The 23,551-nt window shown below is 35.6% G+C and carries 25 protein-coding genes; 18 read left to right on the forward strand and 7 right to left on the reverse strand.

The genetic code is table 11. From position 1 onward, the window contains the following. Positions 1–45 precede the first annotated feature (45 nt). From udk to DFQ11_RS08595, 12 genes are all read left to right on the forward strand, one after another. Positions 46–651: a uridine kinase gene (udk, locus tag DFQ11_RS08540; RefSeq protein ID WP_110475430.1), complete on the forward strand. Its 606-nt coding sequence runs from the start codon at positions 46–48 to the stop codon at positions 649–651. Continuing rightward, positions 651–974: an FtsB family cell division protein gene (locus DFQ11_RS08545; protein WP_110475431.1), complete on the forward strand. Its 324-nt coding sequence runs from the start codon at positions 651–653 to the stop codon at positions 972–974. The genes udk and DFQ11_RS08545 overlap by 1 nt, the downstream gene beginning before the upstream one ends. Then, complete coding sequence (locus DFQ11_RS08550) at positions 967–2,349, forward strand: methylmalonyl-CoA mutase subunit beta (RefSeq protein WP_110475432.1); 1,383 nt, start codon at positions 967–969, stop codon at positions 2,347–2,349. The genes DFQ11_RS08545 and DFQ11_RS08550 overlap by 8 nt, the downstream gene beginning before the upstream one ends. 3 nt (positions 2,350–2,352) lie before the next feature. After that, on the forward strand, positions 2,353–2,997 hold the full coding sequence (locus DFQ11_RS08555; RefSeq protein WP_110475433.1) for a hypothetical protein: 645 nt from the start codon (positions 2,353–2,355) through the stop codon (positions 2,995–2,997). Next, positions 2,994–5,117 (forward strand): methylmalonyl-CoA mutase, encoded by a 2,124-nt coding sequence (gene scpA / locus DFQ11_RS08560; protein WP_110475434.1) that lies wholly within the window; start codon positions 2,994–2,996, stop codon positions 5,115–5,117. The genes DFQ11_RS08555 and scpA overlap by 4 nt, the downstream gene beginning before the upstream one ends. Positions 5,118–5,275: 158 nt before the next feature. Next, entirely contained in the window at positions 5,276–6,043 is a 768-nt protein-coding gene (locus DFQ11_RS08565; RefSeq protein ID WP_110475435.1) for a ParA family protein, read from the forward strand. Further along, complete coding sequence (locus DFQ11_RS08570) at positions 6,043–6,945, forward strand: ParB/RepB/Spo0J family partition protein (RefSeq protein WP_110475436.1); 903 nt, start codon at positions 6,043–6,045, stop codon at positions 6,943–6,945. The genes DFQ11_RS08565 and DFQ11_RS08570 overlap by 1 nt, the downstream gene beginning before the upstream one ends. After that, positions 6,935–7,537 (forward strand): DUF5683 domain-containing protein, encoded by a 603-nt coding sequence (locus DFQ11_RS08575; RefSeq protein WP_110475437.1) that lies wholly within the window; start codon positions 6,935–6,937, stop codon positions 7,535–7,537. The genes DFQ11_RS08570 and DFQ11_RS08575 overlap by 11 nt, the downstream gene beginning before the upstream one ends. Before the next feature lie 45 nt (positions 7,538–7,582). Continuing rightward, entirely contained in the window at positions 7,583–8,284 is a 702-nt protein-coding gene (gene dapB, locus DFQ11_RS08580; RefSeq protein WP_110475438.1) for a 4-hydroxy-tetrahydrodipicolinate reductase, read from the forward strand. A 63-nt stretch (positions 8,285–8,347) separates the two neighbouring features. Further along, the gene (lepB, locus tag DFQ11_RS08585) at positions 8,348–9,970 is read left to right on the forward strand and encodes a signal peptidase I (RefSeq protein ID WP_110475439.1); all 1,623 of its coding nucleotides are present in this window, start codon (positions 8,348–8,350) and stop codon (positions 9,968–9,970) included. A 19-nt stretch (positions 9,971–9,989) separates the two neighbouring features. Continuing rightward, entirely contained in the window at positions 9,990–10,610 is a 621-nt protein-coding gene (locus tag DFQ11_RS08590; protein WP_110475440.1) for a WbqC family protein, read from the forward strand. 13 nt (positions 10,611–10,623) lie between these two features. Beyond that, the gene (locus DFQ11_RS08595) at positions 10,624–10,932 is read left to right on the forward strand and encodes a DUF6122 family protein (protein ID WP_110475441.1); all 309 of its coding nucleotides are present in this window, start codon (positions 10,624–10,626) and stop codon (positions 10,930–10,932) included. On the opposite strand, the gene DFQ11_RS08600 is transcribed toward DFQ11_RS08595, so the two are convergent. From DFQ11_RS08600 to DFQ11_RS08635, 7 genes are all read right to left on the reverse strand, one after another. After that, on the reverse strand, positions 10,924–11,946 hold the full coding sequence (locus DFQ11_RS08600; protein WP_110475442.1) for an endonuclease/exonuclease/phosphatase family protein: 1,023 nt from the start codon (positions 11,944–11,946) through the stop codon (positions 10,924–10,926). The genes DFQ11_RS08595 and DFQ11_RS08600 overlap by 9 nt on opposite strands. A 28-nt stretch (positions 11,947–11,974) precedes the next feature. Further along, positions 11,975–12,859: a rhomboid family intramembrane serine protease gene (locus DFQ11_RS08605; RefSeq protein WP_110475443.1), complete on the reverse strand. Its 885-nt coding sequence runs from the start codon at positions 12,857–12,859 to the stop codon at positions 11,975–11,977. 2 nt (positions 12,860–12,861) lie between these two features. Next, positions 12,862–13,614, reverse strand: a complete 753-nt coding sequence (locus tag DFQ11_RS08610; RefSeq protein WP_110475444.1) for a rhomboid family intramembrane serine protease — start codon at positions 13,612–13,614, stop codon at positions 12,862–12,864. A 3-nt stretch (positions 13,615–13,617) separates the two neighbouring features. Beyond that, positions 13,618–15,477 (reverse strand): DNA mismatch repair endonuclease MutL, encoded by a 1,860-nt coding sequence (mutL, locus tag DFQ11_RS08615; RefSeq protein ID WP_110475445.1) that lies wholly within the window; start codon positions 15,475–15,477, stop codon positions 13,618–13,620. After that, positions 15,477–15,779 (reverse strand): hypothetical protein, encoded by a 303-nt coding sequence (locus tag DFQ11_RS08620; RefSeq protein WP_110475446.1) that lies wholly within the window; start codon positions 15,777–15,779, stop codon positions 15,477–15,479. The genes mutL and DFQ11_RS08620 overlap by 1 nt, the downstream gene beginning before the upstream one ends. A gap of 490 nt (positions 15,780–16,269) precedes the next feature. Further along, complete coding sequence (ribH, locus tag DFQ11_RS08630) at positions 16,270–16,779, reverse strand: 6,7-dimethyl-8-ribityllumazine synthase (protein ID WP_110475448.1); 510 nt, start codon at positions 16,777–16,779, stop codon at positions 16,270–16,272. 3 nt (positions 16,780–16,782) lie between these two features. After that, positions 16,783–17,547 carry a tetratricopeptide repeat protein gene (locus tag DFQ11_RS08635; protein WP_110475449.1) on the reverse strand — a complete coding sequence of 255 codons (765 nt, stop codon included), beginning with the start codon at positions 17,545–17,547 and terminating at the stop codon, positions 16,783–16,785. Positions 17,548–17,686: 139 nt separating this feature from the next. Between DFQ11_RS08635 and recF the strand changes: the two genes are divergently transcribed. The 6 genes from recF to DFQ11_RS08665 all read left to right on the forward strand — a co-directional run bounded on the left by recF (position 17,687) and on the right by DFQ11_RS08665 (position 23,036). Further along, positions 17,687–18,766 carry a DNA replication/repair protein RecF gene (gene recF, locus DFQ11_RS08640; protein WP_110475450.1) on the forward strand — a complete coding sequence of 360 codons (1,080 nt, stop codon included), beginning with the start codon at positions 17,687–17,689 and terminating at the stop codon, positions 18,764–18,766. A 47-nt stretch (positions 18,767–18,813) separates the two neighbouring features. Continuing rightward, complete coding sequence (locus DFQ11_RS08645; RefSeq protein WP_110475543.1) at positions 18,814–19,239, forward strand: lipocalin family protein; 426 nt, start codon at positions 18,814–18,816, stop codon at positions 19,237–19,239. Positions 19,240–19,332: 93 nt separating this feature from the next. Then, the gene (locus DFQ11_RS08650; protein WP_110475451.1) at positions 19,333–19,629 is read left to right on the forward strand and encodes a DUF721 domain-containing protein; all 297 of its coding nucleotides are present in this window, start codon (positions 19,333–19,335) and stop codon (positions 19,627–19,629) included. A 142-nt stretch (positions 19,630–19,771) separates the two neighbouring features. Then, positions 19,772–22,183, forward strand: a complete 2,412-nt coding sequence (locus DFQ11_RS08655) for a penicillin acylase family protein (protein WP_110475452.1) — start codon at positions 19,772–19,774, stop codon at positions 22,181–22,183. Further along, positions 22,183–22,539, forward strand: coding sequence for a hypothetical protein (locus tag DFQ11_RS08660; RefSeq protein ID WP_110475453.1), 357 nt, complete (start codon positions 22,183–22,185; stop codon positions 22,537–22,539). Before DFQ11_RS08655 ends, DFQ11_RS08660 begins: the two co-directional genes overlap by 1 nt. Before the next feature lie 71 nt (positions 22,540–22,610). Next, positions 22,611–23,036, forward strand: coding sequence for a hypothetical protein (locus DFQ11_RS08665; RefSeq protein WP_110475454.1), 426 nt, complete (start codon positions 22,611–22,613; stop codon positions 23,034–23,036). The last annotated feature ends 515 nt before the right edge of the window (positions 23,037–23,551 follow it).

Here is a 23,551-nt window from a genome sequence, read left to right on the forward strand (position 1 = left end):
CTTAAATAATTAAATTTGCAGCACTCAAACTAACTAAGATTTAATATGCTCATTATTGGAATAGCAGGTGGAACAGGCTGCGGAAAAACAACAGTAGTAAATACAATTTTACAAGAATTACCCGAAGGTCAGGTTGGGGTAATCTCTCAAGATTCTTATTATAAAGACACAACACATCTAAGCTTTGAAGAACGTGTTAAAATTAATTTTGATCATCCGAGATCTATAGATTTTGACTTATTGAAAGAACACCTTCTTGAATTAAAAAAAGGTAACGCTATAAATCAACCGGTCTATTCATTCGTTAAGCACAACCGAACAGGAGACGTTATTGTCACGCATCCAAGAAAAGTAATGATTGTTGAAGGAATCCTTATCTTGTCAAATCCAGAAATTCGTGATCTTTTTGATATAAAGATATTTGTTCATGCCGACTCAGACGAACGCTTAATACGACGTTTAAAACGCGATATTACAGAACGTGGAAGAGATATTAATGAAGTGCTTCAACGCTACCAATCCACGTTAAAACCAATGCATCAGCAGTTTATAGAACCGATGAAAGAATATGCAGATATCATTATCCCAAACAATAAATACAATACGGTTGCTGTAGATATTGTAAAAACAATCATAAACGATCGCTTATAATGTTCAAGTTCATCAAAAAATATTCTAAGTATTTCAACTTATACACCTATATTCTTATTGGCTTTGTCATATGGATGTTATTTTTTGATGCCCATTCCCTACTATTTCATCACGAATTGAATTCGGATATTAATGAATTAGAATATCAAAAAGAACATTATAAAAACGAAATTGCAAAAGACGAAAAAGCAATAAAAGAACTGAGTACGGAAGAAGGTGTAGAGCGTACAGCTCGTGAAACCTACTATATGAAAAAGCCTAATGAAGATATTTTTATCATAGAATACGAAGACAGTATTGCTAAACAAAAACAAAATGAGTAAATCATTATTTAATGACTTTGATCCCGTGTCTTCAAAAGCATGGAAACAAAAGATACAAGTAGACCTTAAAGGTGCCGACTATAACGAGACTTTAATCTGGAATTCTAACGAAGGTATTGACGTAAAACCATTTTATCACGCCGATGAGTTTGAAAGCCTACTTGAAGTTTCACAAAGTAAATCAGCCGAATGGAAAATTGGTCAGTTAATTAACGTCACTGATGCTAAAACAGCTAATTCTAAAGCTATTGAAGCTATCAATCGTGGTGCAGAAAACATCATATTCAATATAGAATCAGAAACGGTTTCCATTGACGAGCTCGTTCAAAACATCGATTTAGAAGCTACAACGGTCGACATAAAATGTCAGTTCCTATCTCAAGCATTTGTTGAAAATTTATATAATTCAACCTTAAACTCTGAGAACGTATCTTCAATAAATATTCAAACGGATATCATTGGTCACTTAGCCAAATCTGGTAATTGGTACCATAACTTAAAAGAGGATCATTCGCAGTTTGAAAATATTGTAGCCACAACAAACCAGTTAAGTGTTCATATAGACTTGTATCAAAATGCAGGTGCTACAATGATTCAACAATTAGCCTACGGAATGGCTCATGCAAATGAGTATTTAAACCATTTAGACGGTAAGCTTTCAAAAGAAGATAAGGCTTCCTTGGTTGTAGTTTTTAATTTGGCAGTGGGGTCAAACTATTTTTTCGAAATATCTAAAATAAGGGCTTTACGTCAACTTTGGTCGGCATTAGCTACAGAATATGGGGTGAATACCACCTGTAGAATAGTAGCCACGCCAAGCAAACGCAATAAGACGATATACGATTACAACGTAAACATGTTACGCACCACAACAGAATGCATGAGCGCTATTCTCGGTGGAGCAGACCTAATTCATAACTTACCTTATGATGCTTTGTTTCATAAACCAAATGAATTTGGCGAACGAATATCAAGAAATCAACTCTTGGTTTTAAAGCACGAGAGTTATTTAGATAAGGTTAATAATCCTGCTGACGGCACCTATTATATTGAAAGTTTAACAGAGCAATTAGCAGAAAAAGCTCTAGAACTTTTTAAGGATATTGAAGCTAATGGAGGTTTTTTAAGTCAATTAAAAGAAGGCACAATTCAGAGAAAAATTAAAGAGAGTGCTGCTAAGGAACAAGCTGATTTTAATGACGGAAAGTTAGTGCTCTTAGGGACAAACAAACATCCAAATAAGGAGGATAATATGAAAAACGACTTAGAAATAAGTCCATTTCTAGAAATCAATAAACGCAAAACATTACTTGAACCTATAATTGAGAAGAGATTATCTCAAGAACTGGAATTCAACAGATTAAATAAAGAGTAAAACATGGTATTGAGAAAATCTATAGTAGCTATTTTAACGGTTTTAGTACTAAGCACTACCGCTTGTGTCGAGGTCGCTAAAGAGATGGCCAACTGGACCGAGACTGAGGACTTAGAAACGGTAGAAAGCACTATGCATTTACTTGAGAAAGATAATGTAAAAATCTTTCTTCCCAAGACTTTTGAAAAATATTCTTCTGTAGAATATTTAAACCTATTGGACTCTTTAATTACAGAAAACAAAGACTTAGAAATAGAGCGTGCTAGATTTCGAACCATTAGAAATATGGAAGGAAATCATTATCTATATTTCGACAATTCTATTAATGCCACCTACTCGGTAAATGCAATTCCATATACCCCAATTTCGCGTCAAGATGCGAAGTTAATTTTAGGAATGATTAGACAGAATCAAGAGGCCTTATCCAAAGAAATAGATGTCGATTACCATAAAATTACCGCGAAACATAATGACAATGGGAAGACGCAAATTTTTAAAGCGATTTTCAAAATAGAAAATAAGAAAAAGAAACAACAAGCATATCAGCACGTCTATTTTATCTCTTCGAATCAAAAAACACTGATGATTAATCTGATGGCGCCATTTGAAGTAAATTTTGATCCTTTCTTAGAAAAAATGATATTATGAGCCGAAAAAATATTCAACATATAAACCTAAATACAAAGGCCAATACCCAAAAGCCGAAATCAACGCACGATTTTCTTACTGCGGAGGATATCAATTTAAAATCAACCTATTCGAAAGAGGATATTCAAAATGTAGAACATCTTAATTTCGTAGCAGGAATAGCACCTAACCTTCGAGGACCATACTCAACCATGTATGTTCGAAGACCATGGACAATTAGACAATATGCCGGGTTTTCAACTGCAGAAGAGAGTAATGCCTTTTACAGAAGAAACCTTGCCGCAGGGCAAAAAGGGTTATCCGTTGCTTTCGATTTAGCAACGCATAGAGGCTATGATTCTGACCACGACCGCGTCGTTGGCGATGTCGGAAAAGCTGGGGTGGCTATCGACTCCGTTGAAGATATGAAAATACTCTTCGACCAAATTCCGTTAGATAAGATGTCGGTATCCATGACTATGAACGGTGCGGTTCTTCCTATCATGGCTTTTTATATTGTGGCAGCTGAAGAACAGGGCGTAAAGCCTGAACAACTAGCAGGGACCATTCAGAATGATATTCTGAAGGAATTTATGGTACGAAACACTTATATCTACCCACCAACACCTTCAATGAAAATTATATCTGATATTTTTGAATATACCAGCAAGAATATGCCAAAATTCAACAGTATCAGTATTTCAGGCTATCATATGCAAGAAGCTGGAGCCACCTGTGATATTGAATTGGCCTATACCCTTGCAGATGGTCTTGAATATATTAGAAAAGGACTTGAGGCTGGTATGGATATAGACACTTTTGCTCCTCGCCTATCTTTCTTTTGGGCTATTGGTATGAATCACTTTATGGAAATTGCTAAAATGCGTGCTGCTCGAATGCTATGGGCAAAACTCGTCAAGCAATTCAACCCTAAAAATCAAAAATCTCTAGCATTACGAACACACTCTCAAACATCTGGTTGGAGTTTAACGGAGCAAGATCCATTTAATAATGTGGCCAGAACCTGTATTGAAGCGGCTGCTGCGGCTTTTGGTGGTACACAAAGTTTACATACCAATGCTCTAGATGAAGCGATAGCTTTACCTACAGACTTCTCTGCGCGTATCGCAAGAAACACACAGATTTATTTACAAGAAGAAACCAATATTACAAAAACAGTCGATCCTTGGGCAGGAAGTTATTATGTAGAAAAACTGACCGATGAGATTGCTCATAAAGCTTGGAAGCTAATTCAAGAAGTCGAAGAATTAGGTGGAATGACTAAAGCCATTGAAGCCGGAATTCCAAAACTGAGAATCGAAGAAGCTGCAGCACGTAAACAAGCGCGTATTGACTCTAATCAAGATATCATTGTAGGTGTTAACAAATACCGATTAGATAAAGAAGATCCAATTTCTACATTAGAAGTGGACAACCAAACAGTTAGATTACAACAAATTGACCGATTAAATAGCATCAAGGCGAGTCGTGATAACACTAGCGTTAAAGAAGCCTTATCAAAATTAACCGAAGCGGCTAAAACAAATGAAGATAATTTATTAGCTTTAGCAGTAGATGCTGCACGAAAACGTGCAACATTAGGTGAAATTAGCGATGCTTTAGAAGAAGTTTTCGGTCGCTATAAAGCACAGATAAAATCATTTTCAGGAGTGTATAGTAAAGAAATTAAAAACGATCAAAGTTTTCAAAAAGCGAGAGACCTCGCTGATAAGTTTGCCGAACAAGAAGGTCGTAGACCTCGAATAATGATCGCCAAAATGGGGCAAGATGGACATGACCGAGGTGCTAAAGTTGTAGCTACGGGATACGCAGACGTTGGCTTTGATGTAGATATAGGCCCATTGTTCCAAACACCTAAAGAAGCGGCTAAACAAGCAGTAGAAAATGACGTTCACATACTCGGTGTGTCTTCATTAGCAGCCGGACACAAAACTTTAGTACCCCAAGTTATAGAAGAGCTAAAAAACTACGGCCGTGAGGATATCATGGTTATTGTTGGAGGTGTTATTCCAAAGCAAGATTATCAGTATTTATTTGATGCCGGCGCCGTTGCCGTATTTGGTCCAGGTACCAAAATTAGCGATGCGGCTATTCAAATCTTAGAAATATTAATCGATTAATTTTAATAACAGGGATAAATCATAGCTTAAAATTCAATAACAGCCTTAGCACTCACATTGTCAAGGCTGTTATTTTTTTATACAAGTGTTAACAACTTCAATTTCCTAAAGTCGTAAATAATCGTAATTTTAAGCCCTTAGAAAAACAGAATCATTTAATGGGTAAAATCATTGCAATAGCAAATCAAAAAGGAGGCGTTGGAAAAACAACAACCTCTGTAAATTTAGCAGCTTCATTGGGAGCTCTAGAGAAAAAAGTCTTATTAATAGATGCCGATCCTCAAGCCAACGCTAGTTCTGGTTTGGGTATTGATGTTGAAGCTGTTGAAATAGGCTCGTATCAAGTATTAGAACATACGGCTGAAGCAAAGGAGGCCATTATGGCTTCTAATGCACCTAATGTAGATATCATGCCTGCACATATAGACCTTGTAGCTATCGAAATTGAGCTTGTAGACAAGGAGCAACGTGAGTATATGCTCAAAAAAGCGATTATAGACTTAAAATCAGAATATGATTATATCCTAATCGATTGCGCACCATCATTAGGTTTATTAACCTTGAATGCTTTAACAGCGGCTGACTCTGTAATTATTCCAATACAATGTGAATATTTTGCACTTGAAGGTTTAGGTAAATTATTAAACACCATTAAAAGTGTACAAAAAATCCATAATCAGGCCTTAGATATCGAAGGTATGTTACTTACGATGTTCGACTCGCGATTACGTTTATCTAATCAGGTTGTAGAAGAGGTTCAAAAGCACTTTAGCGATATGGTTTTTGATACAATTATTCAAAGAAACGTACGTTTAGGTGAAGCCCCTAGTTATGGCGAAAGCATTATCAACTACGATGTGAGCAGTAAAGGTGCAGTGAATTATTTAAGCTTAGCTAAAGAGCTGATTAAGAAAAATGAATTATAATGGCGAAAGCAACTAAAAAACAAGCATTAGGCCGTGGACTTTCAGCTTTATTGAAAGACCCTGAAAACGATATTAATTCAGCGGAAGATAAAAATGCTGATAAAGTCGTTGGTAATATTGTAGAGCTTGATATTGAAAGTATTGAAGTAAACCCATTTCAACCAAGAACCAATTTTAATGAAGAAACGTTAAGAGAACTAGCGTCTTCTATTCGTGAGCTTGGCGTTATTCAGCCCATAACGGTTAGAAAATTGGAGTTTAACAAATACCAACTCGTTTCTGGTGAGCGACGTTTTAGAGCTTCAAAATTAATTGGCTTAGAAACCATTCCAGCTTATATCAGAATTGCTAACGATCAAGAATCGTTAGAAATGGCTTTGGTCGAAAACATTCAACGCCAAGATTTAGACCCTATAGAAATCGCCTTATCCTACCAACGTTTAATTGACGAAATTCAATTAACTCAAGAAGAGATGAGCGAACGCGTAGGCAAAAAACGCTCGACTATTGCAAACTACCTTCGTTTGCTAAAATTAGACCCTATAATCCAAACAGGTATGCGCGATGGATTCATTAGCATGGGTCATGGTAGAGCTATGGTTAATATTGATGATCCAGCAGATCAGCTCAATGTTTACGAGAAAATCATCAGCAATAAATTATCAGTTAGAGCTACGGAACAATTAGTAAAAAGTTTAAACTCAGAGACTCCTACTCCAACCGAAGAAAAAACACCTGAAATTCCTCAACACATTAAAAAAGGTGTGAAAGAATTTTCAAAATATTTTGGTCATAAAATCGATGTTAAAGTCGCTAAAAATGGAAGTGGTAAAATTACCATCCCGTTCCATTCTGAAGAGGATTTCAACCGTATTAAAAAACTAGTACAACGTGACAAATAAAGGATTCTATAGCCTCTTACTGTGCTTGTTTGCTATTCATTTTTCCTTTTCTCAAAAAGTTAAAGACAGCACAAGTACGGCCATAGAGGAAAGTCCTATCTTAGTCAATGAAAGTTTAGTAAAACAAGAAATTGATCCATTAAGACCTTCTAAAGCAGCCTTCTATTCTGCGATACTTCCCGGGTTAGGTCAAGCTTACAATAAAAAATATTGGAAAGTCCCAATCGTTTGGGGAGCTATAGGAACTGGTGTTTATTTTTATGTTAGAAACGACAAACAACTAGACAGGTACAGGGACGCTTACAAAAGACGATTAGCGGGATTCAAAGACGATGAATTCTACGGAACAGGGACAACTCCTCTAATTTCTAATGATGCTTTAGTAAGAGCTCAACAACAGGCGAGACGTAATAAGGAATTGTCATTACTAGTGACCTTCGGATTATACGCTTTAAACATAATTGATGCTAACGTTGATGCTCACCTGCTTCAATTTAATGTCGATGAAAATCTAAGTTTAAGACCACATTACCAATACAACCAATGGGAGAACACTTCAGATATGGGACTAACCCTTAATCTTAAGTTTTAATAATCGCTATTGAAGTAATAATAAATAATCACAAATAAATCAGATATGAGAATCGCATTACTTGGATATGGAAAAATGGGAAAAAGTATTGAAACTATTGCCGTTAACAGACATCATAGTATTTCCTTAAAAGTGTCAAGTCATACCTCAGAATTCGATTTTTCAGATACCGATGTGGCTATAGATTTTAGTGTACCAACAACTGCTGTAACAAATATTAAACGAGCCTTAGATGCAGGTGTTCCAGTGATTTCTGGCACAACAGGTTGGTTAGATCAATACGATACAATGGTTGACTATTGTAAAGAACAAAACGGGACCTTCTTATATGCCTCTAACTTCAGTTTAGGTGTGAATTTATTTTTTGAACTCAATAAAAAGTTAAGTGATTTAATGTCTGGTTTTCCAGAATACAAACCAGAAATTGAAGAAACCCACCATATTCAAAAACTAGACTCACCAAGTGGCACAGCAATTACCTTGGCTGATCAAATTATTGATGTTTCAGCATATAATAGTTGGTCTCTAGAAATGGGCAATCCAAACGGCCTTTATATCAATTCTATTCGCACAGATAATGTTCCTGGCACGCATGAAATCACTTATAACTCGGATATCGATTCAATAAGCATAAAACATACAGCACATAGCCGCCAAGGTTTTGCAATGGGAGCTATAATTGCCGCCGAATGGATTAAAGATAAAAAAGGTGTATTTAGCATGAAAGATGTGTTAAACATTGGTTAATTTACCCAAAATTTGAAACGAAATAAAATAATTTACAACCAACAGTAGACAAAAACTAAAGTTATGAGCTGGACACAGTGGTTTATCTTTTTACTCATTATACAAATTATTCATGGTTTAGGGACCTGGAAACTATACGTCAAAGCAGGTAGACAAGCTTGGGAAGCCTTTGTTCCAGTATATAACGCCGTAGTTCTAATGAAGATTATTACGCGTCCATGGTGGTGGGTTATTTTAATGTTCTTACCTATTGTGAATCTTATTATGATTCCTGCTGTTTGGGTCGAAACGGCTCGCGCATTTGGGAAAGACACTAAAACAGATGCACTCCTATGCATCGTTACTCTAGGATTTTACCTCTACTATCTCAATTATGCTGCAGATGTAAACTACATTGAAAATAGACAGCTAAAACCAAAAACCGCTACGGGCGAATGGATTACTTCGGTCTTATTTGCTATAGTTGCCGCCACAATCGTTCACACCTACTTCTTTCAACCTTTTGTTATTCCGTCGTCATCTTTAGAAAAATCATTATTGGTTGGAGATTTCCTAATTGTTAGTAAAATCCATTACGGAGCGCGTACACCGATGACAACCGTTGCTGCTCCAATGGTACATGATACGATTCCTGTTTTAGGAAAGAAATCTTATTTATTTAGCGATAAATATGAAGAACGAAATACGTCATGGTTAAATAAACTACAATTACCGTATTTCAGATTACCGGGATTCGAAAAAATTGAGAGAAATGATATTGTCGTTTTCGGGCAGCCTGCCGACACTTTATACGACATGAATAATTTCACACCAGATAGAAATTATTATAAGCCTATTGATAAGAAAACAAATTTAGTTAAGCGTTGCGTAGGAATTCCTGGTGACACGCTTGAAATTAGAAATGGAGTTGTCTTCATTAATGGCAAACAAAATCAATTACCAAGTAGAGCGAAAGTGCAATTTTCATATGATATAGCCTTCAATAATATCTCGGCTAATAATATGTACGAACTGACTCAGAAGGTAAAACCGATCTTAAAAAAATATGATATCACCGACGGTATTGGTTACGACCAACAACGTGAAACGTTTATTATACAAGCTACTGAAGAAGCCGCTAGACAAGCTGTTGTTCACCCAAATATAGAATCTATCACCTTTCATGGTGAAGATGAAGGTATAAGAGATGACCGAATTTTTCCACATGATTTAATACACAATTGGAATTATAACTTTTTCGGACCTATCTGGATTCCGAAGGCTGGTGCTACGTTAGATTTAAATATGGATAATATTTCTATATATAAACGTGCAATTTCTGAGTATGAAGGTCATGAAGTGGTAACGCGAGGAAATCAAATATTTATTGATGATAAGCCTGCGACCTCTTATACTTTCAAGCAAAATTACTATTGGATGATGGGTGATAACCGTCATAATTCAATCGATGCAAGAAATTGGGGCTTCGTACCTTACGATCACGTGATAGGAAAACCAGTGTTTATCTGGATGAGTATTGATGGCATTAACGACGGACTTAAAAACTGGAGTTTCCGTTGGGATAGAATATTTACTACGGTAAGCGGTGATGGCGAACGTACCTCTTATTTTATTCCATTTATAATCCTTGTTTTAGGGCTATCCTTATTCAATAAGTGGAGAAAGAAGAAAAAAGCGCAGTCTTAAATAGACATAGATAATTCTTATGACTAGTCTCATCTATCCGACATACTTTCCAAATATTACGCATTTTTGGACGGTTGTAAATGCTGATTCGGTTTATTTTGAGGTTTGTGATAACTATCAAAAACAATCGTTTAGAAATCGAACAGAAATCTATGCGGCCAATGGTAAACTGGCACTGACGGTTCCTGTGAGCTATTCTCAAAAGAATAGACAATTGTATAAGGATGTAAAAATAGCGAACGAAGAGCCATGGCAAATTCAACACCTAAAGTCTTTGCAGTCGGCCTATAGTATGTCGCCCTTTTTCGAATATTATTTAGATGAATTAATGCCGCTATTTGAAAAAGAATTCAATTATATCCTAGATCTTAATTTGAAATGCTTCGATGTACTATTGAACAGCCTTCAGCTAGACTTATCACCGGTACACACTACAACTTTTGAAAAGGAGCCGGTAAATAAAATAGATTTTAGACATTTAGCGCAACGCAAATTCGAAGCACCTACTCTTCAACCATACACTCAAGTATTTACTGAAAAACATGGCTTTATACCGAATCTTAGTATCTTAGATGTATTATTTAATGAAGGGCCAAATACAGAGTTGTATTTAAAACGACAAGATCTAACTTTAGTTTAAATTCAAATTAAAAATGTTACAATCAACTGCTCATTATGGTATACACTTCGGGTTGCCCTTGCTAGTGGCACTAGTGTTTTATAAAAAGTATTGGCTTAAAGCCTATGGCATTATGATACTAGGCATGTTGATTGATTTAGACCACTTAATGGCCAATCCAATTTTCGACCCCAACCGTTGTAGCATTAATTTTCATCCGCTCCACACCTATTATGCTATGGTTATATATCTGCTGCTGCTAATTCCTAAAAAAACAAGACTCTTAGGCTTAGGTTTAGTCATTCACATTATCGCAGATATGGCAGATTGTGGCTTAATGTAATTTTAAAGTGGCTTTTATCGGGTAATGATCTGATAGTTTTTCCTCGTAAAGCTTAAAGCCATTTACGGTAAAATCTTTATCGACTAATATAAAATCGATTCGTAGCGGGAAGAATTTAAAGTCGTAAGTCCTCCCAAAGCCATTCCCGGCTTCCTCAAAGCTATCTTTTAAATCATCTCCTAAAATCATTCTATAAATATAGGAGTAAGCAGTATTATTAAAATCTCCTGTCACTATAGTCTTATAATTGGATTTGGATTTATGTGCTAAAAATAATTCCACTTGATCTTGTTGTGCCCTAAAGGTCGAACGTACTTGTTTAAATAAATGGCCTGAGGTTTCGTCTTTTAACTTTTCTACGTCTGTTTGAATTCCCGACGATTGTAAATGAAAAGAATACACTCTAATCGTATCTTTTCCTTTCACAATATCAGCAAATATGGCATTGTTATACGTGTTTGGAAACTCTAATGATCCTGAATTTACAATTGGGAATTTCGAAAAAATAGTTTGTCCAGCTTTTATACCTTCGGTATGTCGACCATTAAAATTATAATAACCTTCAAGATCGATAGGATCACCTGTTCTATACTCCTGAAGACTTAAAATATCGGGTTGTTCGTTTAAAATAAGTTCTATAATATCCTCTTTCACTTCTTTACTAGGCAGCCATTCATATCTATTAAATAACCGTACATTAAATGACATTACAGTGAAATTAGCCTCATCTTCAACAGCTTTTGTTCTTGAAAACTTGTACATGGAGTTGATATAGTTCCAACCTAAAAGCAATACAATTAATGATAATAAAAATTGCTTTCGTACTCTTAATAACCAGTAAAGAAAAAACAGCGCATTAAATAAAATCAGAAGCGGAACTCCTAAACTCAACACGGATAAGGAAGCAAAACTCTTCGGTGGGATATAAGGCAAAATATAAGAAATAAGCAATAGAAAGGCAACCAACGAATTGATAATGAATATAATTTTACTACCGAATCTTAATCCTTTCATATATATTACCCCATGAAAAGGGTAGGTTTTAGTCCTTACCGACTTTAAATAAAAATTCCTTCTCTTTTGAGGTTAGACTCTCATAGCCACTCTTGCTTATCTTATCTAAAATAGCATCTATCTTCTTTTGCTTATCTAAGGCTTCAGACCCTGTTTTAGTCTTCGTACTCGTTGTACCTTTAGTTTTGGTTTTAGTTTTGGTTTTATGAACGGTTTTAAGATGAGACTTAGGCTTAAACCAACTCATAAAACTATCCATCATACGTTCAAATCCAATCCCAATATCATTACCCTTAAGTAGGTTAGTCGCATAGAAATAACCTAATAAATATCCTCCAAAATGAGCTATATAACCACCTTGATTAAGCCCCATCATCATTCTAAATAAATCTAGACCTACAATAACCATAGCAATGTGCTTCCATTTCACATTAAACGAACCAAACAGTCTAATTTCACTATTAGGCATATAAGCAGCCACAAAGAGTAACATAGCACTTACACCTGCCGATGCACCAATAAGTATTCCTTTTGCTCCTGAAAAGCTTAATGGAAGTAGATTTGCTGCTGCTAAATAAGCTACACCACCACAGATAATTCCTAAGAAATAAATATTCAAAACCATCTTTGGTCTGAATAAATTCATTGTCATTCGTGATAAATAATACAAGAATAACATATTAAAAGCCAGGTGAAACAGACCATTATGTAAAAACCCATAAGTAATCAAGGACCAGGGTTGAAACACAAAGTCCATGATATCTGACGGTAGTTCAAAATAACCAAACACATTGAATCTCAACAGACTTTTAAATATCAGACCTACAAGAAAAACCACAACGTTAATGGCTATAATTTTACCAAAAACATCGAGATTATTAAACTTGTATTTTAAATCTTGAATCGTACTCATAATTAATTCCAACGGTATTTATCTCTTTCATTCTTTTTCCAGAAATACATCAAAAGAAACCCTGTTAAAGCACCACCAACGTGTGCCATATAAGCGGTATTACTCGGACTAAAAAATGAATTACCAGATATAGCCGAAAACAAATCTAAGGCAATAATACCTGGTATAAAATATTTCGCCTTTATAGGTATTGGCAAGAATATCATCATCAATTTAGCATTAGGAAATAACATGCCATAGGCTACTAAAACACCCATTATAGCACCAGAGGCACCAACCATCATACTATTAAACGCGCCAACAAAACTTTTCCAATCATCACCTAGAAGTGGCACCCATCCAGTATTGTATTTGCCTTCGCTAAGTATACTTACTATCTCTTCTTGGGCAAATCCATTCTCAATTAATGTCGTTAAGCCTGTATTAAATTGAAAATATAAAAAAGCAACCTGAATTATGGCGGCTCCAAAACCTGAAAGCAAATAGAATACAACAAATTTCTTCCATCCAAACACCAGTTCTACGGCAGTTCCAAACATCCATAATGCAAACATATTAAATGCAATATGCATAAAGTTTCCATGCATAAACATATGAGTTAACACTTGCCATGGCTGAAAATTTGGATTCTGAGGAAAGTATAAGGCAAACCATTGGTAAAATGCCTCACCTTGTCCAATGATCAGAGTTCCGATGAACATAATGACGTTTAATATCAATAAATGTTTTACAGCATCAGTTATTCCTTGTCTCATACTTTACATGAATTTTTTTTCAATATCATCAACACCCATAGTTACAAACGTAGGTCTATTAGTTGGGGATACATTGGGTTCCTTACAGGCAAACAAACTGTTTACCATATGTTCTTGCTCGGTACTATTTAATGATTGCCCAGTTTTAATCGCTAAACTCTTCGCCATCGATTTTGCTAATAAATCGGCCGCACTAAAGTTAGCATCTGGAACATCATTTTCTACATCGCTAATTAATTGTTCTAAAATAATAGAGACTTCACTTTCTGGAACGCCAACAGGCACTCCTGTGATAACCACCTCCTTCGCATTCATTTCTGAAAACACAAAACCTGTATGTCCTAAATCGGTTTTAAGGTCTTCAATGATTTTCAACTCATTAGGCGTAAAATGTAGATGCAAAGGAAACAATAATTGCTGACTCGTGGCTTCCTTTATGGTGATATGTTTTAAAAAGTTTTCATACAAGATTCGTTGATGTGCTCTATTCTGATCAATAATCAACATTCCTGATTTCAAGGTGCTAACAATATACTTCTGTTGTAATTGAAAAGTCGTTTTCCGTGTTTCTATGGAAGAATCTGTAAAAATAGATTCATCCTTAGTTTCACTTTCAAAAGTTACTTGACTAAAGTCAGATGAAGATTCATTGCCCTTAGATTCTAAACCAACATACATACTTTCCCATGAGGCTGTCGGTGCTGACTTAAATCCTGTATTTCGACTCGAACTTTGTCTTCCTCCTCCAAAATCATTGGCAAATGGATTAAAATCACGGTCCACTTCAATAGCCGGAGTAGCAGCCACCTTGTTTTTATAACTATAAGGCGTATCAAAATTACCTTGCTGATCGAAATCTAAAACAGGTGCAATATTAAATTGACCCAAACTGTGCTTTACGGCTGAACGCAAAATAGCGTATAAAGTATGCTCGTCGTCAAACTTAATTTCAGTTTTAGTCGGATGAATATTGATATCTATAGTTTTCGGGTCTACAGTAAGATTTAAAAAATAACTCGGATGGTAACTATCTTTCAATAAGCCTTCAAACGCTGCATTTATGGCGTGATTTAAATACGGACTTTTTATAAATCGATTATTGACAAAGAAAAACTGTTCCGACTTCGTTTTTTTAGAAAATTCTGGCTTTCCAACGAATCCTGAAATTTTCAATACTTCCGTTTCCTCTTCTACAGGAACTAATTTTTCATTCGTTTTGGTACCAAAAATATGAACAACACGTTGTCTGTAATTTTCTTGTGGCACATTGAATAAATCACTTCCATTATGGTAAAATGCGAAGGCGATATTAGGATGTGCCAATGCTACACGATGAAATTCATCGGTGATATGACGAAGCTCGACGGTATCGGACTTTAAAAAATTCCGTCTTGCAGGAATATTAAAAAATAAGTGCTTTACTGAAACTGAGGTTCCTGTTGGCGTAACCGCAACTTCTTGAGATTTCACAACACTGCCTTCTATTTCTATCGAAGTTCCTAAATCATCTTCTGCCTGTTTTGTTTTTAGCTCTACATGCGCAATAGCCGCAATACTAGCTAAAGCCTCACCTCTAAACCCTTTCGTATTTAAGCGAAATAAATCTTCGGCAGCCTTAATTTTTGAGGTGGCATGACGTTCAAAACTCAAACGTGCATCTGTCACACTCATGCCCTTTCCGTTATCTATAACTTGAACTAAAGTTTTTCCAGCATCTTTAACAATGAGCTTAATTTCCGTAGCATCTGCATCAATGGCATTCTCTAATAGCTCTTTAACTACCGACGCAGGACGTTGCACCACTTCACCTGCTGCGATTTGATTAGCAACATGGTCTGGTAAAAGTTGAATAATATCTGACATTAATTAGTGTAGAAAATAGTGAGGTCGAAATCTATTATATAAAGAAAAATTAAAACGAAAATGGCAATTAAAACTAATATCGTTCGGTTAAAACCGCTATTAGCTCTATTCCTATTACCTACTCTGCTATCGTGCCATTGACCCGAAAAATCATTTTTATTATAGGTGTCAGCATAAGCGTCAAACTTCGAAGAATATTGAGAGGTATCGGTACCTTCTTTACCCTTATAATAACGCGGTGTATAATTAAACCTTTTGTTTTTAGGTAACTTTTTAATTAAGGTAAATTTTATTGGTCCCATAATATCTATATTAAATATATCCTTCAAGGATATAAATTAAAACAAAAATAAAAACTAACAAGACAATTAAAGCAGGTAAAGTAGTAAACACACTTCCACGGCGTTTGCCACTAGCTCTTAATTCATTCCATTTAGTTTCTAAGTCGTCCTTCGACTTTCTTGCATCGGAATCCTGCAGTCGAGATTTATATGAAAATCGTTTATTTTTTCTTTGCTGAAACAAGTGACCCTTGAATTAATCAATATTAATCTCAAAAGTACTGAAAATACAAGGAAATATAGCTTAAGGATTCCTTAAAATTATAAACAATAAGGATGCCAATCTAAAGGTTGGAAAGTGAAATCGAATATGATATTGAAGATTTCCGCCTTCAAATCAAACCACATCAAAACTTCTGATCTGGATTTAACGATAGATATGAGAAGATCGGATTAGCCTAAAAAGCTAAACGAATACGAATTAATACAGACTGAATACTTAGTATGACAACTAAAGTTTACTATTCTTCCTGAGTTCCGCCATCTTAATAGCAGCAATAGCAGCTTCTGTACCTTTATTCCCATGAATGCCACCTGAGCGATCAATAGATTGCTGCATCGTATTATCGGTAAGTACACAGAAAATTACAGGAATATCGCCTTTAAGATTTAGATCTTTTATCCCTTGAGTAACGCCCTCGCAGACAAAGTCGAAATGCTTCGTTTCTCCTTGAATCACGCAACCAATAACAATAATAGCATCCAACATTCCTGATTCCGCATAGAAACTTTTGCTCATTCTTGCAGCACCATAGGTAAGCTCAAAAGCTCCTGGCACATTCCAACGAACAATATTTTCTTTAATTGCGCCGCAGTCTATTAAGGCATCAAAAGCACCTTGCCATAGACCTTCGGTAATAGTTTCATTCCATTCTGAAACAACAATCCCAAACCGAAAATCTTTCGCATTTGGGATTGTAGCTTTATCGTATGCCGATAAATTATGATTTGCAGTTGCCATACTCTATAAGCTTGCTTCTACTTTTCCTATTAATACATCTGCTTTAGACGCTTCTGTTGAAGCTGAAAATTCAGACTTTATTCGCTTTAAATATCCTAAAGCTTTATCGTTCTTACCTAAATCAATAGCCACGCGAGCCGCTTTCATTAAGTATAATGGCGTAGTAAAGTCATTAACGTTAGCTTTGAATGCTTTCTCGTAATACTCTAAAGCCTCTTCTTTTTGGTTTAATTGCACAAACGCATCACCAATACCACCTTTAGCAATTGGATTTAACATTTTGTCATCACTAGAAAACTTTCCTAAATACGTTACCGCATTTTGGTAATCCTTAAGATTTAAATAAGCCATACCAGCATAATAGTTAGCTAAATTAGCTGCAGGTGTACCGCTGTATTCACTAACGATATCTAACATACCAAACTTACCTTCACCACCTTCTAAAGACATTCTGAATAATGAATCTGAAGACATCCCATTAACCGCATCATCAAAATACGATTTAGCCATGTACATTTCGTTCATTGCTTCTTTTTGTTTTGGTTCTGCTACTATCTTATTGTAGCCTAAGTAACCTAAAACTATTAAAGCTATAGCACCAACAGCACCTAAAATGTACTTTTGGTTCCTTACAACCCATTCCTCAGTTCTTGAAGCTCCTTCATCTAAGGAATTAAACACCTCAGCAGTCGTTGAGTTTTCTTCAACAACTTCTTCCTTTTCTTTTTTCGTTTTTGGTTTGTAGCCTCTTTTCTTATACGTTGCCATAACTTGTCATTTTGTGCGTCTGCAAAAATAAAATTTTTATTGAGATTCTAAAGCCTATTTATTTGTTATTTTTGAATATTTAAAATCAAGCTCAAAAGCCCTGCAATAGCACTAAAATCAAGCAAATCTTACGCTTTTCATGAATCTAAACACGCTATCTTTAGTTAATTACAAAAATTTTGAAAGTCAGGTTTTCGATTTCGACGCCAAAATCAACTGTTTTGTTGGCGCCAATGGGATCGGAAAAACCAATGCTTTAGATGCAATTTACCACCTCGCTTTCGGAAAAAGTTATTTTAACCCCATCGCGGTTCAAAATATAAATCACGATGCAGAGTTTTTTGTGGTCGATGGGAGTTTTACTAAAAACGATAAAACCGAAAAAATCATCGTTTCCTTAAAACGAGGACAAAAAAAAGTAATTAAACGAAATAGTAAGGCCTATGAAAAATTTAGTGAGCATATAGGATTTATTCCTCTGGTTATTATTTCTCCAGCCGATCGCGATTTGATTATAGAAGGTAGTGATACGCGACGCAAATTCATTGACAGTGTTATCTCACAAAGTGACAAAATGTATCTTACAGAATTAATTAGTTATAATAAGGTATTAGCACAACGCAATGCATTACTAAAATACTTCGCCCTGAATAATACGTTTAATGCCGATACACTCTCTATATATAATGAACAGTTACATGATTATGGTTCTAAAATATTTAAAAAACGAGATGCTTTTTTAAAGACCTTCATTCCAATTTTCAAATCGCGTTACGAAGCCATTAGTCAAAGTAAAGAGCTAATTGACTTACAATATAAGAGTGATTTGTTTGAAAATGAATTGATCAATTTATTGAAGAACAATATCAATAAAGACAAAGCCCTGCAATACACAAGTGTTGGCACACATAAGGACGACTTGATATTCCTGATTGATGATTTCCCAATTAAGAAATTTGGAAGCCAAGGTCAACAGAAATCATTCTTAATTGCTTTAAAGTTGGCGCAATTCGATTTTATAAAACAACAAAGTGGAGTCTCGCCTATCCTACTATTAGATGATATTTTTGACAAATTAGACGAAAACAGAGTCGCACAGATTATTAATTTGGTCGATGATGATCATTTCGGACAAATTTTCATTAGCGATACCCATGCCGAACGTACTGAAGACGTGATTAAACAAACCCATCAATCCTATAAAATTTTCAAATTATGAGTTTTAATAACTTTCCCTTCCTATTAGATTATAGAAACCACCTCAATATGAAAACAACACTACTTATAATTTTCGGCCTCCTTATCGTAAGTTGTTCTAAAAATCCAGAATCGTATATTGAACACGTTCAAGGCTATTGGGAAATTGAAGAAGTTACTATGGCCGATGGCAGTAAAAAACAATACACGTTTAATGAAGTGATCGATTATATTAGTGTGAATGATAGTTTAAAAGGCTTCAGAAAAAAATTAAAACCAGGAATAAATGATACTTACTACACTTCGGGTGATGCCGAATCCATAGAGTTGAAAGTTGAAGACAATAAATTAAACATTTATTATACGACTCCTTATGCAAATTGGAAAGAGACGGTTCTTGAAGCCACTCCAGACCAACTTCGCGTTATAAACGAATACGATAAGATATACCTGTACAAGCGTTACGAATCCATTAAACTTGACTTAGGAGAATAAGACGTTTAGATTTAAAATTCGTAAATTTATTTTAATGTTACTCCGGCATTAAATTGAAGTAATTACACACCTATTGGAAACAGACGAGAAACCATGAAAAAGAGAAATAACGAGAACCAACCTATTCAAGATATTCTTAAAGAATTTGTTCAAGTGAATAACTTGCAATCGGGTTTAGATAAGGTCGATGTGAGAGAAGCTTGGGCCAACCTTATGGGAAATGGTGTGAATAATTACACCACAGCAATCGAGTTGAAACATGATACTTTATATGTACAACTGAGTTCAAGCGTTCTAAGAGAAGAACTGAGTTACGGTACAGAAAAAATCATTAAAATGCTTAACGAGTCCCTTCGTAAAGAAGTCGTCAAAAAACTAGTACTTCGTTAAACGAATAGTCTACCTTATTTATTCGTATTACTTATTTTCAACCGACAAATCACAATCCTATTAATTTAGGGAAAATTCGTGCAAATAGTATCAGAGTTTTACTTATAATTTGGTATTTTTAGAACATATATAATGTCTTTGCATGAAGTATTTCAAATTCACCCTATCCCTTGTACTCACTATTGGGATATTTTTCGCTCTAAACACCAAATTCGGATCCATTCCACCCATTGGTAAATTCCTAAATCCCTATACCGGCGTCTGGCAAAATGAAACCGACGAAGCCATTACCGGAGAAATTGTTATTCCCGAATTGCAAGATAAAGTCACTATACATTATGATGAACAGTTAATTCCGCATGTCTTCGCGCAAAATGAAATGGACTTATATAGAGCGCAAGGTTACCTAACCGCCAAACACAGGCTTTGGCAAATGGAGTTTCAAACCTTTGCCGCTGGAGGTCGTATTTCTGAAATTATTGGAGAAGCTGCGTTGGACTACGATAGGCAAGAACGAAGACGAGGCATGGTGTATGGCGCAGAACAAACCATTAACAAAATGGCCGAAGACGAACATACAACAGCTCTTGCTCAAGCATATGCCGATGGCGTTAACAGCTATATCAATCAACTAGATCCGAAGGATTATCCGGTAGAATATAAGTTGTTAGACTATGCTCCTGAAGAGTGGACAACGAAAAAAACAGCCTTACTATTAATGTATATGACGAAAATGTTGGCTGGTGGCGATGACGATTTGGAAAACACGAATGCCTTGCGATTATTTGGTAAAGAGCGCTATGATTTACTTTTCCCTGATTTCTTTGATGTGACCGATCCTATAATCCCAAAAGAAACGGATTGGAGTTTTATAGACGTCCCTCAAACACCAACACCAAAAAATGAAATCCTATTAGATTCTATTTCGGAAACTATCGAAAAACCAAACCCAGATAATGGAAGTAATAACTGGGCGGTTTCGGGTGAGAGATCTTATTCCGGACATCCTATCTTAGCCAACGATCCTCATTTAGGCATCAACCTCCCTTCCATTTGGTTTGTGATGCAATTAAGTACGCCTACACATAATGCCTTTGGCGCTACACTACCTGGAGCTTTAGCTGTTATATCAGGATTTAACCAAAATATAGCCTGGGGAGAAACAAATGCTACAAGAGATGTAATCGATTGGTATAAAATTGAATTCAACGAAGACCGAACAAAATACAAGTTCGACAACGAATGGAACGATGTTAAGCATAGAGTTGAAGAAATCAAAATTAAAGGCCAACCTACCTATAGAGACTCAGTATTGTATACCCATCATGGCCCTGTAGTTTACGACAAAAACTTTAAATCGAATGAAGAGTTAGCCGGTTATGCCATGAAGTGGACAGGACATATTCCTGGTAATGGTCAAAAGACCTTCTTGGATTTAAATAAAGGAAAAAATTATGACGATTACGTAAAGGCTTTACAACATTGGGTAGCTCCTGCTCAAAATTTCGTGTTTGCCTCAACCGAAGGCGATATTGCGATTTGGATTCAAGGACTTTTCCCTAATAAATGGGAAGGTCAAGGAAAATTTGTAATGGACGGAAGCAAATCAGAAAATGACTGGCAGAGTTTTATTCCGCAACCCTTTAACGCACATACTAAAAACCCAGCACGCGGATTTGTGAGTTCTGCCAACCAACATCCCGTAGATGAGTCCTATCCTTATTACGTGTTTAATGATGGTTATGAAACCTATAGAAACCGTGTTATTAACGACTTTTTTAATTCTAAAGATAAATTCAGTATTCAAGATTTTAAAGATTTGCATAATAACAACTACAATCTAAAAGCGGCTGAAATTGTTCCTTATATGTTAGAGCAGATGGATACCTCAACATTAACTTCCGAAGAAAAAGCCATCTACGATGAAATAAGCGATTGGCAATTTAATAATGATATTGATGAAGTTGGACCGAGTATATTCCGATTATGGTATGAAAAACTTTATGATATGGTTTGGGACGAATTTGACGTAGAAGACACAGCTTTAGAAAAACCATTCACTTATCAAACTATTTACTTATTAAAGCATAAAGGTGATGATGCCTTTATGGATATTGTAGACACACCAAAGGTTGAAACAGCAAAAGATTTATTCTTATTAGCTTTTAAACAAGCTAGCAAAGGTCTACTAGAGATAAAAAAGGAAAAAGGAGACTACACCTGGATGAAATATAAAGCCACTTACGCCGGTCATCTATTACAAAAACTACCTGCTTTTTCTATATATGACATTCCTGTTGGTGGCGACCGAAATATTGTAAATGCTAATTCTGAAAACCATGGAGCGTCTTGGAGAATGATTGTAGAGATGACCTCACCCCCAACAGCATTTGGTATTTATCCAGGCGGACAGTCAGGTAATCCAGGAAGTAAATACTATGATAATTTTATAGACGATTGGGCTGCGGGCGAGTATCATAGTCTTAATTTTTTACAATCAGAGGAAGCGACAGAAGATATCGTCGGTACACAAATATTAACACCATCTAAGTAATGAATAAAAATAGTATCAATTTTATAGCCACTATTATATTAGCTGTTCTTTTATCCTTATTCCTGCCTTGGTGGTCGGTAATGACTGCAGCCTTAACAACAGCCTTATTCATCCCCTTAAAAAGGACAGCTGTATTTTTTATCCCGTTTTTAGCCATTCTACTATTTTGGATAGTTTACAGTTATATCTTAAGCAGCGCGAATGATTTCACCTTAGCAAAACGTATAGCCGTGCTCCTTCCTTTAGGAGGCAATCCATATCTATTAATGATCGTTACGGGAGTTGTAGGCGGATTAGCAGCTGGTATATCAGCAGTTTTTGGAAAGCAGTTGACCTTATTATTAAAAAAGTCGTAACGCGAAAATTCTAAAGTCAATATGATTAGTAAGCTATAAATAGTTACGGTTCTCATAAGCCAACAATAGACATGCATATTGAAAACATATTCGAATATATAAGAGAGATTTACCACCTAGATAAGTCGCGACTTCATTCGAATAGCAGAGAAGTTAAAGCGATTCTTCAGGCAATGGCTGAAATTGGAACAACAAAAGTTCCAGATTCAAATATCGATTTACATTATTTGATTCTATATATAGAAAAGTCATTTCAGCTTTCATTTGAGACTAATGAATCTCAAGACCCTAATGTCTGCTTTATAAAAAGTCACGAGCTTCGAGATGATTACAAAACCACCTTCACGCCTCAAGACCTCTTTAATTATTTAGCTGCAATTATCCAATCAACACCACTCCCAGATACGATTCATCAAAATCAAAAAACCCCAAGTATACCCCATCCAAAAGACGAAAAAACATTCTGGAAAATGGTCAAATTAGGAAGCCACATATAAGAAAGCTCATCTATTAAAAACAAATCGCAATTCACACCAAAACCCAAATCTAAGCCACAGAGCGGCGATATATTAATAGCAGGTGCAACATGTCGTTAACAAATAAGCCACAGAGTGGCGGAATATTAATAGCGTTCATGCAATTGCAAATCCCAAATGTCAGCCGCAGAGCGGCGATATATTAATAACAGATGTAACATGGCGTTAACAATTAAGCCACAGAGTGGCGACATATTAATAGAACATATAAACACCCCACAACCAAAAGCTCCAGAGGAGCGACATATATAAAACCCGAATTTAGGCACAACAAGACGAAATAATAACCGATTTAACAAAACCCCATCATTCTGTGAAAAATTCTATAATACACAAACCCAACAATCGACGGTAATGAAAATATACCGCTCCTATGGAGCTGTTTTATATGACCCAATCATGGTATCTACGAATATTACGCTCCTACGGAGCTAAAAACAACACTCCCTAAATTTTCTCATGACCATTACCCCTTT

It is taken from the genome of Winogradskyella epiphytica (genome assembly GCF_003217215.1).
Lineage (GTDB): Bacteria > Bacteroidota > Bacteroidia > Flavobacteriales > Flavobacteriaceae > Winogradskyella > Winogradskyella epiphytica.